Origin of the sequence: Actinoplanes sp. NPDC048988 (genome assembly GCF_043197815.1) — a bacterium.
In the GTDB taxonomy this organism is placed as follows: Bacteria; Actinomycetota; Actinomycetes; order Mycobacteriales; family Micromonosporaceae; genus Actinoplanes.
In genome coordinates this window covers 835,002-847,410 of the sequence record NZ_JBICTW010000001.1, presented here as the reverse complement: position 1 = coordinate 847,410, position 12,409 = coordinate 835,002, and the positions used below count along the sequence as shown (strand labels likewise).

Genomic DNA, 12,409 nt, shown 5'->3' with positions numbered 1-12,409 from the left:
ATGTGCGATTTCCCGGCGGGACGGGCACACTGCCACGGTGGAGGTTCGGGAAACACTCGGCGGCCGATACAAATTGCTCGGTGAACTCGGCAGCGGCGGCATGGCGGTGGTGTGGCGCGCCCGCGACGAGGTGCTCGGGCGCCGGGTCGCGGTGAAGGTTCTGGCCGCCCGTTTCGCGGGCGACCCGCAGTCGCGCGCCCGCATCCGCGACGAGGCCCGCGCCGCCGCGACCCTCTCGCACCCCAACATCGCCCAGGTCTACGACTTCGGCGAGGCCTCGGAGACCGGCACACCATTGCCGTACGTCGTGATGGAGCTCATCAACGGCCCCACACTTCAACAGCGGGTGGCGTCCGGCCCGCTGCCGCCGCGCAAGGTCTTCCGCATCTGCGGCGAGGTGGCGGCGGCCCTGGCCGCGGCGCACGCGGACGGCCTGGTCCACCGCGACATCAAGATGGCGAACATCATGGTCACCCCGGCCGGCGCCAAGGTCGTCGACTTCGGCATCGCGGCCGCGGTCGGCCTCGAGCCCGAGGAGATGCTGGTCGGCACCCCGGCCTACCTCGCCCCCGAACGGCTGGCGGGCGCGGCGGTCGAGCCCGCCTCCGATGTGTACGCCCTCGGTGTGCTCCTCTACCGCCTGCTCGCGCACGAGTCGCCGTGGAGCGTCGAGAGCACCACGCAGATGTTGCAGGCCCACGTCTACGTCGAGCCGGCGCCCCTGCCCGACCTGCCCGGGGTGCCCCCGGCGGTCGCCGACCTCATCGCCCGCTGTCTTCGCAAGGACCCCGCGGAGCGTCCCACCGCGAGCGAGGTCTCGGTGACCCTGGCCGACGCGGCCGAGGCCGCGGCCATGCCAAGTCCCACCGTGCTGGTGGAGGAGGTTCCGCAGCCCCCGGTCCGCCGCCGCAAGTGGCTCGTCGCGGGCGGTGCGGCGGCGGTGGCCCTGACCGTCGGCGGGCTGGCGCTCTGGGGCCTGACCGGCGACGAGCAGGCCGAGCGGCGGCCGCAGGCGGTCGCCGCGCCCACCTCGCCCGGGCCCGCGGCGAGCCGTGGACTGGGCGCACCGACGGTCCGCGCCACTCGCGGCGCCCCCGCGCCGGTCGTCACCGCCTCATCGGGGCCGCCGGCCACCGTCGCCAGTGGACCTCCGCCGTCGGTGGACGCGCCGCTGCTGCCGCTCGTGCCGACCGGCAGCGTGACCCCCACCCCCAGCGACTCGGCCGAGGCGCCCCCGCCCGCGTCGGCCGCGCCACCCGAGGGCCGGCGGATCGGCTCGGCCGGCGGATCGGTCTACGCCGTCTGCGAGCGGGGGAAGGCCCGGCTGACCGGCTGGGAGCCCGCGGCCGGCTACACCGCCAAGGAGATCGAGGCCGGTCCGGCGTTCACCGCGCGGATCCTCTTCGCCACGGCCGACACCGAGGTCGAGGCCGGCCAGCCGGCCAAGAAGTACCGCATCACCGTGACCTGCGTCGCCGGCCGCCCGACGCCGGTGGTCCTGCCCCTCTAACCGGCGGCGGACAGCAGGGCGTCGGCCACCGGGGTCCGGCTGTTGAGCAGGGCCCGGCCCTGCCGATGGGTGGTGACCAGCCCGGCGGCCCGCAGCGTGCCCAGATGCTGTGACACGCCACCCGCGGTGAGGCCCGTCCGGCGGGCCAGCTCGGTCGTCGACAGCGGCGTGGACAACTCCGTCAGGACCCGGGCGCGTCCCCGGCCCAGCACCGCCGTCAACGCGTCCGACGGCCGGGTGGACCGCTCCCACAACCGGGCCACGCCGCGGGCCGGGTACGCGATCTGGGGGACCTCACCGGCCGACACGGTCAAAACCGTGGGCCAGACGAACACGGACGGAATCAGCACCAGGCCGCTGCCGGCGGGCACGTCCGGCGCCAGGCAGTGCGGCTGATCGACCCGAAGGATCCCGTCCGCCCAGCTGACACTGGGGTGCAGATCGTTCAGGACCACGTCGGCGCCCCGCGACGCGAGCCGCCGGGCCTGACGCTGCACCTCGGCGTCGAGCACGCCCCGCATCCGCGGCCAGTCCGGCCGGACGGCAACGGCCCAGTACTCCGCGACCTCCTCGGCCAGCCGGGTCAGGCCGGTGACCGGATCGTCGTGGAGCGCGCGTACGGGCGACGCCATCAGCGCCACCTGGGCCCGTACGACCTCGGGGGAAGTCGCCAGCAGACCGGCCAGCTCGAGGTCGAGGTCGGGCGCGAGCCCGGCCGGGGCCGGCGTCAGGAAGTCCGGCGTGTAACCACCGGTCGGCGCCACCAGCTGGGCCAGCAGACCGCCGGGGGCGGCGTTCCTCTTCCCGCGTACGGCGGCGAGCACCTCCCAGAGGCACGACACGGCGAAGCGGACGCGCGTGGCGGAGGTCGCGGACAGGGCGATGGCCACCAATTCCGACTCCGTGGTTTTAGCTGGAGCTCAAACCTTACGGTCCCGGCAGCCCATCGCGAAGACTCGGTCCCGTGAACGAAAAAGCTGCTCTCTTCCGGTCCCTGCACACCCCCGGCAACCCGCTCGTCCTGGTCAACGCCTGGGACGCCGCCACCGCCCGGATCGCCGCGGCCGCGGGCTCGCCGGCCGTCGCCACGACCAGCGCCGGCGTCGCCTGGAGCCTCGGCGCCCCGGACGGGGACGCCCTCGACCGTGGCCAGGCGATCGCCGTGATCCGCCGGGTCGTGGCCGCCGTCCCGGTGCCCGTGACGGCCGACATCGAGTCGGGCTTCGGGGTGACACCGGCGGACGTCGCCGAGACGGTACGGCTGGTGGTCGCGGCCGGCGCGGTCGGAGTGAACATCGAGGACGGCGACCGGACCGTCGAAGAGCAGGCGGCCCGGATCGCGGCCGCCCGGGCCGCCGCCGGCGACGGCCTGTTCATCAACGCGCGGCTCGACGCCTACCTGCGCGGCCGGGGTGACCTGGCGGAGACCGTGGCCCGGGCGGCCACACTGGTCGAGGCCGGCGCCGACGGCGTCTTCGTGCCGGGCGTGACCGAACCGTCCACGGTGGCCCAGCTGGCCGAGCGCGTCGCCGCGCCGCTCAACGTCCTGACCGGCCCGGGCGCGCCCACGGTCGGCGAACTGGCCAAGCTCGGCGTGGCCCGGGTCAGCCTCGGCTCATCGGTGGCCCAGACCGCGTACGACCTGTTCCGCCGCGTCACCACGGAGGCCCTCAGCCAGGGCACCTATGCGAAAGAGCTCGCCGAAGCCTACGACTTCGGCGAGCTCAACGACCTGATGCGCTATTCCGCGTAACGGGTCGGCGGGAACGGGTTGTCCTTGCTGAGGGGAACGTTCTCGCCCTCCGCCTCCTGCCGGGCCGTCACACTCTCGATGTCCTGCTCGATGCTGTCGGCCTGCGGGTCGTACGGCACCGGGTCGTCGGTGGCCGGCGGCACGGCACCCCGGTCGTACGCGGTGACGCCGGCCTCGGCCCGCTCCTCCTCGGTGCGGCGAGCCAGCTCGTCGTCGTCGAGGTGCGCGGGGCGGCCGCCGTGGAACCGGCGGTCGCGCTCACCCTCGGCCGCCTCGGTGTTGAAGTTCTCCCTGCTCATTGCTATCCCCTTCCCTCTCGGGGCTGGGCTTACCCGGCGCCGTCAGCTGATAACCGAAGCTGTCTCGCGCGTCACCAATCAGCGGGCGACCGGTTGCTGAAGCTCGAGAACCTCGGTCGGCGCGTCCCGGCCGTCGTGGGCCTCACGCACCTGGTGAGCCTCGTGCTGCGGCTGGCGGCGGGCCGGGAAACGACGGCCCACCTTCTTGCTCAGGTTCATGATCCAGCGGCGGGCGGGCTCCTCCACGTACCGGTGCGCGCCCTCGCCGACGAGCAGCAGAACGGCGATGGTCAGGATGAAGCCGAAGTACGGGTCGGTGCCGTGCCCCTTGACGATCGGGTCGTACGAGCTGAGCTGCCACACCAGCCACCGGTGGGTCAGGTAGAGCGCGAAGCTGGCCACACCCAGCGTGACCATCGGCTTGGTCGACAGGATCCGGGCCAGCCAGCCCCGCCCGGACCCGAGCGACAGCATGGCCAGCGTGAACGGGATCACGAAGAACGCCCCGAAGCTGGCGGCGCCCCAGAAGCCGCCTTCCCCACGGAACGCCGCGAGCAGCAGCACGTAGAGCGGAACGGCAGTCTGGATGACGTTGTGGGTGACGCTGCCCCAATGGCGTACATGCGGAAGCAGGAAAGCGATGGCCATGCCGGCGATGAAGATCGGCAGCTGGCACAGCGGGTTGCGGTACAGCCAGCGGTGAGCCGACGCCGGGTCGGCGGCCGGCAGGGTGGCCCACCCGCGAACGGTGAACAGCACGACCAGCGCCACGGTCAGCGCGGCGACCGCCGCGATGACGATGACGAGCCCCCGCGGCCCCCATCGCTTCGCGATCCGCGCCACGACCGGCACCAGGAACGGGAACGTGGCGTAGAAGAAGAGCTCGGCACCGATCGACCAGCCCGGCCCGTTGTAGTACGACTGCGCGACCAGAAGGTCGGGCCCCCAGGTCTGCACGGCGAAGATGTTCTGCACCAGCGCCGACGGGAACTGCTTGTGGTTGACCGCCGCGTAGAAGAAGAAGCAGTACGCGATCATCACCCAGTACAGCGGCATGACCCGCGCGATGCGCGCCACGTAGAACTTGATCGTCCGTCGCCCTTGCCGCACGTTCAGCTCGGGGTAGTTGTACGCCAGCACGACGCCGGAGAGCATGAAGAACAGCGGCACTCCGATGTATCCGTAGTGGGCGATGTCCGCGAAGTCCTTCGGGAGGCTTTTGGGCACTCCCACATGTGACACGACAACCGCGATCGCAGCGACGGCCCGCAGCCCGGTCAGGGCTTTGAGTTCCGGCTTGCGCGCGTGAGGTCCTAACTGAGTCGTCCCAGCCATCGAGCGGGGCACCTTTCTAAGTGGCAGTCCGCAGCCACGGGAATCTACCCGCCCACCCCGCACCGCCCCAACCCCAACCCGAAACTCCTTCCCCCAAACCCACCCCAACCCGACACCCCCGGCACCGCCCAGCCCCACCCCGGCAGCCGCACCCAACCCAAAGCAGCACCACCAGAACAGCGACGTCACCAGACCTCACAACCGCCACCGCCGAAACCAGCGACGCCGGCAGCCCCGCAGCGACAGCACCGCCGGCAACAGCGACGACGCCAGCCCCCGGCAGCGACGGCACCGCCGGGAGCAGCGACGACGGCAGCTCCCGGAACGACGGCGGCGCCGGGAACAGCGGCGGTTGCAGCGCTGAGGCGGCGCAACGGGGACGAGGCTGCAGCGTCGCAAGTGGCGGCAGTCGCGGCCGAGGTGGCAGCAGGAGCACAGTGAGCGGTGGGTAGCACCGGGCCAAGGGAGAGTGAAGGTAGCGCCCGCAGCGTCAGCGTCAGCGTCAGCGGAATGGCGGCGGGGTTGATGGACAGCCGGTGCCGGTAGGTGCTTGGCGGTAGCCCTCGGCGTGGCGTAGCGCCAAGAGCAGCGGCGCCAGCACTGGCGGCCGACGGACCAGCGGGCAGCGGGGTGGCGCCGGCGGCCAGCAGCGCTAGCGGTAGCTGCAACAAGACCGTGGCCGCAACGATCGCGGATATCGCCCGGCAGCCGCCGACGTCGAGCCACTACCGAGGCTAAACAGCCAGCCCATCTCGGCCCCGGCGACGGCCGGAGGAGCGCCAACAGCCGGCGCCGGCGTACTGGCCGCGCCGAGCCGAATGGAGTCGACGGAACCGCCGTCGACGCCCGTCCAGCAACCGCCGAGCACCAACCTAAAGGAGAACCCCACCGCCGGTAGCGATCGCCGAAGCGGCCCCCGAGACAGCAGCGCCAACGGCATACAGCGACGCGGCACACCCGAGGCCGAAGAAGCGCAGAAGAGAAGGCCCAGCCCAATGCCGAAGAGGGCAGCCACCACCGGAGAAGGGCAAATCAGTGATGCTGGCAGCAAACCCGTCCCCAGAGCGCAACCACCGAGGTAACGAATCCGTCCCGAGCGCACCCATCGGGTTAGGAGATCAGTCCCGAGCGCCCCCACCACTCCCAGCGCGCCCAGCGGGTTAGGAGATCAGTCCCGAGCGCACCCACCACTCCCAGCGCGCCCAGCGGGTCGGGGGACCCGTCCCCAGCGCACCCACCACTCCCAGCGCGCCCAGCGGGTCGGGGGACCCGTCCCCAGCGCAACGACCACACCCAGCGCAACCACCGAGATGGGGGATCCGGGGGACCTCCCCACGGCGTGGGGTCTGGGGCTCGGGCCCCAGAAATAGAAACGGGCATCCCAGGTCCGCGCACTCCGCGGACAGGGGACACCCAGATGCTCGTGCCCCCGGCAGGATTCGAACCTGCGCTTTCGCCTCCGGAGGGCGACGCTCTATCCCCTGAGCTACGGGGGCTCAGTGGTTCAGAACTCTAGCAGGCCCTGTGGAAGCGCCGCCAACCGGATACGGGTTGGCGGCGCTTCACGGCTGTCAGCTGGCCTGGAGGCCTTTCAGGAGCTGGTCGATCAGGTTGATCTCGCTCTGCTGGCCGGTGACCATGGTTTGGGCCAGCCAGGTGACGTCTTTGTTGTCGGAGAGCTTGAGGATTTCCTGGGCCATGTGGATGCCGCCGAGGTGGTGCTGGCGCATCAGGGTCAGGAACTGGATGTCGAGGTCTTTGCCGTTGGCCTCGCGCAGCTGGGCCAGCTGTTCGGGGGTGGCCATGCCGGGCATGAGGCCGTTGACCACCGAGCCGGCGGCGTCGGGCATCCAGGCCATCGGCTCGGCCGAGCTGGTGGGGCTGAGGCCCCAGCCGCGTAGCCAGGCCTGCATGTAGCCGATCTGGCCGTGCTGGGTCAGGGCTATGTCACCGGAGAGGGTGACGATGCGGGCGTTTGTCGAGTCGGCGTGGGCGATCATCGACATTTCCACGGCCTGGGCGTGGTGGGTCGACATGTCGCGCAGGAAGCCGGCTTCGACGGAGTCGTCGCCGGGGTGGGTGAGGCGGGGGATGAGGACGCCGCCGCCCAGGCCCAGGGCCAGCCCCAGCACGAGGGTGGCGACGAGCCACCACGGGCCGAAGCGGCGGGCGCCTCCGGGGCCTCCGTCCGGGGCGGCGACGGTGGCCGCCGCTCCCGGGTCGGTGGTGACGGGCATTACTTGCCCGTCATGCCGGTGCCGGGGGCGGAGGCGGTCACCGGGCCGGTGGTCGTGTTGCCGCTGGAGCAGGCCGCGCCGGGCTCCATGGAGGCGTTGAGCCGCGCGTTCTTGATGAACTCGCCGATCCGGCTGTCGTCGGCGTCGTCGACCTTGAGCTGGTAGCCCCAGACCTGCACGGAGATGTTCTTGTCGAGGCCGGCGTAGGGCGACATGAGCATGTAGTCCTGGCCCTGGACCTTCTTCTTCAGCTCGTCGATCTGGTCGGCGGCCAGGCCGGGCTTGTACGTCACCCAGACCGCGCCGTGCTCGAGGCTGTGCACCGCGTGCTCGTCGGCGATGGGCTGGTCGTAGATGTCGCCCATGCAGTTCTGCCAGACGCCGTTGTGCGCGCCGCCGACCGGCGGGCTCGTCACGTACTTCAGGGCGCCTTCCTTGTGGTCCCGCGCGTCGATCGCCGCGTTTTTCTGCGCGCGGTAGTCGACGACGCCGTCGATGGCGTTGACGCGGTCTTCCCAGCTGCCGCCGCCCTTGACCGCGGCGAACACGCCGTAGCCGATGATGCCGACCGCGATCAGCACGACGACTCCGGCCACCGCGAGGGGGCCCCAGTTGCGGCCTCCGGCGACCTTGACCGGGGTGACGGGCTTGCGGCCCTTGCCTCCCTTGCCGGGCGCCGATTTCTTGGCGCCGGGACGAGACGCGCCGGGGCGTGAACCTCCCGCGGGCGGCTTGCCCTGACCGGAGGTCTTGCCGACCTTGACGGTGGACGGGACCCGCTCGGGACCCGGCGTGCTCATGCTCATCGTTCCTCGTCGTTCGTCAGGAGAGGGGATTCGTCAGGAGGGGGAAACCGGTGCGCGGGTGGCCACCGAGCGTCGAAGTCTACCCCCGATAGCATGGTTGAGTGACTCCCGCCAACCTTGCTTCCACCGTTCTCTCAGCTGCTCGTGCCGTGTTCGAGACCCGCGGCCTCGACCTCTCCGCGCTGCCGGAGACGACGACGGTGGAGCGGCCCCGCAACCCCGAGCACGGCGACTACGCCTCGACGCTCGCCCTGCAACTGGGCAAGAAGGCCGGGGTGGCGCCGCGCGAGCTGGCCGCCGCGCTGGCCGAGGAGCTGAGCAGTCAGCCGGGCGTCAAGTCGGTGGAGATCGCCGGCCCGGGCTTCCTGAACATCCGGCTCGACGCCGCCGCGGCGGGGGTGCTGGCCCGGGACATCGTTCTGGCCGGTTCGGAGTACGGGCATTCGGGCGCGCTGACCGGCGAGAAGATCAACCTCGAGTTCGTCTCGGCCAACCCGACCGGCCCGGTGCACATCGGCGGCGTCCGCTGGGCCGCGGTCGGCGACGCGCTCTCCCGGCTGTTGCGCGCGGCCGGCGCCACGGTCGGCACGGAGTACTACTTCAACGACGCCGGCTCGCAGATCGACCGGTTCGCCAAGTCGCTGCTGGCCAGCGCCAAGGGCGAGCCCGCCCCCGAGGACGGCTACGGCGGCGCGTACATCGCGGAGATCGCGACCGCGGTCGTGGCCGAGGCTCCCGACGTACTCAAGCTCGATGATGTCGAAGCTCTCGAGACCTTCCGGCGCGTCGGCGTGGAGCTGATGTTCGCCGAGATCAAGCAGTCGCTGACCGAGTTCGGGGTGCACTTCGACACGTACTTCAACGAGAAGGACCTGCACGACCGGGGCGAGTTGCAGGAGGCCCTCGACCGGCTGCGCGAGCAGGGGCACATCTTCGAGTCCGACGGCGCCACCTGGCTGCGTACCACCGAGTTCGGTGACGACAAGGACCGCGTGCTGCGCAAATCGGACGGCGACTGGACCTACTTCGCGGCCGACTGCGCCTACTACCTCGACAAGCGCAAGCGGGGCTTCGACCGCGTCGTGATCATGCTGGGCGCCGACCACCACGGCTACATCGGCCGCATGAAGGCCATGTCGGCCTGCTTCGGCGACGATCCCGCCAAGAACCTCGAGATCCTCATCGGCCAGCTGGTCAATCTCGTGCGTGACGGCGAGCCGGTACGGATGAGCAAGCGCGCCGGCACGGTCGTGACCCTGGAGGACTTCGTCGACGCGCTGGGTGTCGACGCCACGCGGTACGCGCTGGCCCGCTACTCGTCCGACTCGCCGATCAACCTGGACATCGAGATCTGGACCCGGGCCAGCAACGAGAACCCGGTCTACTACGTGCAGTACGTGGCGGCCCGGACGTTCAACGTCGCCATCAACGCGCGGGACAAGGGCGTGACCCGCGGCGAGGCCGGCGACTTCAAGCCCGAGCTGCTCGTCCACGAGAAGGAGAACGAGCTTCTCAAGACTCTCGGCGAGTACCCGGAGGTGGTGGCCCGGAGCGCGCAGCTGCGCGAGCCGCACCACGTCGCCCGGTACCTCGAGGAGCTGGCCGGGGCGTACCACCGCTTCTACAGCGAGTGCCGGGTCACGCCGCAGGGCGACGAGCCGGTCACCGACACCCACCGCGCGCGGCTCTGGCTGAACGACGCCACCCGTACGGTGATTGCCAACGGTTTGGGCCTGCTCGGCGTCTCGGCGCCCGAAAGGATGTAGGGATGCGCGCGCATGAGGCCGGGGCGCTGCACGGCGACCTCGGGCACCGGGGACCGGCGTGGCTGCGTACCCCCGAGAATGTCAACGCCCTCGTGCCGGAGCTGTGGCCGCGGACGGTCAGCCGCGCGGAGGCGGGAAACCTGGAGATCGGCGGCGTGAGCGTGGCCGATCTGGCCGCCGAGCACGGCACGCCGGCCTACCTGCTCGACGAGGACGACCTGCGGTCGCGGTGCCGGGAGTTCGCGAGCGCGTTCGGTGACGCCGACGTGTTCTACGCCGGCAAGTCGTTCCTCTGCAAGGCGGTCGTACGGATCATCGAGGAGGAGGGTCTCTTCCTCGACGTCTGCTCGGGCGGCGAGCTGGCGGTGGCGCTCAAAGCCGGCTTTCCGCCGGAGCGGATGGGCTTCCACGGCAACAACAAGTCGATCTCCGAACTGCAGCGAGCCCTCGACGCGGGTGTCGGCCGCATCATCGTGGACTCTTTTCAGGAGATCGACCGCTTGAGCGACATGTCGGAAAGGGCGGGGAAGCGGCCGAACGTCCTCGTGCGCGTCACGGTGGGTGTCGAGGCTCACACCCACGAGTTCATCGCCACGGCGCACGAGGACCAGAAGTTCGGCTTCTCGCTGGCCGGCGGCGCCGCGCTGACGGCGGCCCTCAAGATCCTCGACGAGAACAAACTCGAGCTCAAGGGCCTGCACTCGCACATCGGCTCGCAGATCTTCGACACCAGCGGCTTCGAGGTGTCGGCCCGCCGCATCATCGACCTCCAGGCGCAGATCCGCGACGCCCGCGGCGTCGTGCTGCCCGACCTCGACCTCGGTGGCGGCTTCGGCATCGCGTACACCACCCAGGACACCCCCTCCACGCCGGGTGACCTGGCCAAGCGGCTCAACAAGATCATCGAGAGCGAGTGCGACCTGGTCTCGCTGCCGAAGCCGAAGATCTCCATCGAGCCGGGCCGGGCCATCGTCGGTCCCGCCGTCTTCACCCTGTACGAGGTGGGCACGGTCAAGGACGTCGACGGCATCCGCACCTACGTGAGCGTCGACGGCGGGATGAGCGACAACATCCGTACGGCCCTGTACGACGCCTCGTACTCGGCCACCGTGGCGAGCCGGGAGAGCTCCGCCGAGCCGATGCTGGCCCGCGTGGTGGGAAAGCATTGTGAATCCGGGGACATCGTCGTGAAGGATGAATTCCTGCCCGCGGACGTGCAGCCCGGAGATCTTCTCGCGGTGCCCGGCACCGGCGCGTACTGCCGGAGCATGGCCAGCAACTACAACCACGTCCCGCGGCCGCCGGTGGTGGCGGTGCGCGACGGCGCCTCGCGCGTGATCGTGCGCCGGGAGACCGAGGACGACCTGCTCGCATTGGATGTCGGATGAGTGTGAAACCGGTTCGCCTGGCCCTGCTGGGCTGCGGCACCGTCGGTTCGGAAGTGGTTCGCCTGCTGCACGACCAGGCCGCGGACCTGACGGCCCGGATCGGCGCGCCCCTGGAGATCGTCGGGATCGCGGTGCGCCGTCTCGGCCGCGAGCGCGGTGACCTCCCGGTCGACCCGGCGCTGTTCACCACCGACGCGCTCGGCCTGGTCAAGCGCGACGACGTCGACGTGGTGATCGAGGTGGTCGGCGGCATCGAGCCGGCCCGCTCGTGGCTGGTCGAGGCGCTGCGCGCCGGCAAGAGCGTCGTCACCGCCAACAAGGCGCTGCTGGCCGAGGACGGCGGCTCGCTGCACGACGCGGCCGCCGAGGGCAACGCCGACCTCTACTACGAGGCCTCCGTGGCCGGCGCGATCCCGCTGCTGCGCCCGCTGCGCGAGTCGCTGCACGGCGACCGGGTCACCCGGGTCACCGGCATCGTGAACGGCACCACCAACTTCATCCTGTCGTCGATGGACGCCACCGGCGCCGGCTTCAGCGAGGCCCTGGACGAGGCGACCGAGCTCGGGTACGCCGAGGCCGACCCGACCGCCGACGTCGAGGGCTTCGACGCCGCGGCCAAGGCGGCCATCCTGGCCTCGCTCGCGTTCCACACCCGGGTCACCGCCGAGGACGTCTTCCGCGAGGGCATGACCGGCGTGACCGCCGGCGACATGGCCAGCGCGCAGGAGATGGGCTGCACGATCAAGCTGCTCTGCATCGCCGAGCGGGGCCCGGACGAGACCGGCCAGGAATCGGTGAGCGTCCGCGTGCACCCGGCGATGATCCCGCGCAGCCACCCGCTGGCCAGCGTCGGCGACGCCTTCAACGCCGTCTTCGTCGAGGCCGACGCGGCCGGCCAGCTGATGTTCTACGGCCGCGGCGCGGGCGGGCGGCCGACCGCGAGCGCGGTGCTGGGCGACATCGTGGCGGCGGCCCGCAACCGGCTCGCCGGCACCCGGGCGCCGAGCGAGAGCAACTATGCCCACCTGCCGGTACGCCCGATCGGCGCCGCCGTCACGCGCTACCACATCAACCTCGACGTCGACGACCGTCCGGGTGTGCTGGCCGCCGTGGCCGGCGTCTTCGCCCAGCACGAGGTGTCGATCGCGACCGTGCGCCAGTCGGGCCGCGAGGAGGACGCCAAGCTGGTCATCGTCACCCACGGCGCCCCGGACGCGAACCTGGCCGCCACGGTCGAGTCGCTGACCCGGCTCGAGATCGTCCGGTCCATCGCGAGCGTCCTGCGCGTCGAGGGCGGCGTCTGAATCCCGCATGC

At 71.2% G+C, this 12,409-nt stretch carries 10 protein-coding genes and 1 tRNA gene; 5 read left to right on the top strand and 6 right to left on the bottom strand.

Annotated features, from left to right (window positions below; genetic code table 11):
• Positions 1-37 precede the first annotated feature (37 nt).
• Entirely contained in the window at positions 38-1,510 is a 1,473-nt protein-coding gene (locus ACGFJ7_RS03585) for a protein kinase (protein ID WP_360242756.1), read from the top strand.
• Here the strand turns inward: ACGFJ7_RS03585 and ACGFJ7_RS03580 are convergent.
• Positions 1,507-2,400, bottom strand: a complete 894-nt coding sequence (locus tag ACGFJ7_RS03580) for a helix-turn-helix domain-containing protein (RefSeq protein WP_360243609.1) — start codon at positions 2,398-2,400, stop codon at positions 1,507-1,509. The two genes, ACGFJ7_RS03585 and ACGFJ7_RS03580, sit on opposite strands and share 4 nt — an antisense overlap.
• 74 nt (positions 2,401-2,474) lie before the next feature.
• Here ACGFJ7_RS03580 and ACGFJ7_RS03575 point away from each other — a divergent pair, with 74 nt between their 5' ends.
• The gene (locus ACGFJ7_RS03575; RefSeq protein ID WP_360242753.1) at positions 2,475-3,263 is read left to right on the top strand and encodes an isocitrate lyase/phosphoenolpyruvate mutase family protein; all 789 of its coding nucleotides are present in this window, start codon (positions 2,475-2,477) and stop codon (positions 3,261-3,263) included.
• Here the strand turns inward: ACGFJ7_RS03575 and ACGFJ7_RS03570 are convergent.
• From ACGFJ7_RS03570 to ACGFJ7_RS03550, 5 genes are all read right to left on the bottom strand, one after another.
• A complete protein-coding gene (locus ACGFJ7_RS03570) occupies positions 3,251-3,562 on the bottom strand; it encodes a hypothetical protein (protein ID WP_392640665.1) in 312 nt (103 codons plus the stop codon). The two genes, ACGFJ7_RS03575 and ACGFJ7_RS03570, sit on opposite strands and share 13 nt — an antisense overlap.
• Before the next feature lie 78 nt (positions 3,563-3,640).
• Entirely contained in the window at positions 3,641-4,897 is a 1,257-nt protein-coding gene (locus tag ACGFJ7_RS03565; protein WP_360242747.1) for an acyltransferase, read from the bottom strand.
• A gap of 1,424 nt (positions 4,898-6,321) precedes the next feature.
• Positions 6,322-6,393: transfer RNA gene (locus ACGFJ7_RS03560), tRNA-Arg, on the bottom strand.
• A 75-nt stretch (positions 6,394-6,468) separates the two neighbouring features.
• The gene (locus tag ACGFJ7_RS03555) at positions 6,469-7,134 is read right to left on the bottom strand and encodes a DUF305 domain-containing protein (RefSeq protein WP_392640662.1); all 666 of its coding nucleotides are present in this window, start codon (positions 7,132-7,134) and stop codon (positions 6,469-6,471) included.
• On the bottom strand, positions 7,134-7,940 hold the full coding sequence (locus tag ACGFJ7_RS03550) for a DUF3105 domain-containing protein (protein ID WP_360242741.1): 807 nt from the start codon (positions 7,938-7,940) through the stop codon (positions 7,134-7,136). Before ACGFJ7_RS03550 ends, ACGFJ7_RS03555 begins: the two co-directional genes overlap by 1 nt.
• A 101-nt stretch (positions 7,941-8,041) precedes the next feature.
• Here ACGFJ7_RS03550 and argS point away from each other — a divergent pair, with 101 nt between their 5' ends.
• From argS to ACGFJ7_RS03535, 3 genes are read left to right on the top strand one after another with little or no spacing between them, the layout of a single operon-like run.
• Entirely contained in the window at positions 8,042-9,706 is a 1,665-nt protein-coding gene (gene argS, locus ACGFJ7_RS03545; protein ID WP_392640659.1) for an arginine--tRNA ligase, read from the top strand.
• A 2-nt stretch (positions 9,707-9,708) separates the two neighbouring features.
• Positions 9,709-11,094, top strand: coding sequence for a diaminopimelate decarboxylase (gene lysA, locus ACGFJ7_RS03540; protein ID WP_392640657.1), 1,386 nt, complete (start codon positions 9,709-9,711; stop codon positions 11,092-11,094).
• Complete coding sequence (locus ACGFJ7_RS03535) at positions 11,091-12,398, top strand: homoserine dehydrogenase (RefSeq protein WP_360242732.1); 1,308 nt, start codon at positions 11,091-11,093, stop codon at positions 12,396-12,398. The genes lysA and ACGFJ7_RS03535 overlap by 4 nt, the downstream gene beginning before the upstream one ends.
• Positions 12,399-12,409: the final 11 nt, after the last annotated feature.

Excerpts from the sequence above, each read along its gene's own strand:
- ACGFJ7_RS03570 (WP_392640665.1), bottom strand. The coding sequence starts at position 3,562 with ATGAGCAGGGAGAACTTCAACACCGAGGCGGCCGAGGGTGAGCGCGAC.
- ACGFJ7_RS03565 (WP_360242747.1), bottom strand. The coding sequence starts at position 4,897 with ATGGCTGGGACGACTCAGTTAGGACCTCACGCGCGCAAGCCGGAACTC.
- ACGFJ7_RS03555 (WP_392640662.1), bottom strand. The coding sequence starts at position 7,134 with ATGCCCGTCACCACCGACCCGGGAGCGGCGGCCACCGTCGCCGCCCCG.
- ACGFJ7_RS03550 (WP_360242741.1), bottom strand. The coding sequence starts at position 7,940 with ATGAGCATGAGCACGCCGGGTCCCGAGCGGGTCCCGTCCACCGTCAAG.
- lysA (WP_392640657.1), top strand. The coding sequence starts at position 9,709 with ATGCGCGCGCATGAGGCCGGGGCGCTGCACGGCGACCTCGGGCACCGG.
- ACGFJ7_RS03535 (WP_360242732.1), top strand. The coding sequence starts at position 11,091 with ATGAGTGTGAAACCGGTTCGCCTGGCCCTGCTGGGCTGCGGCACCGTC.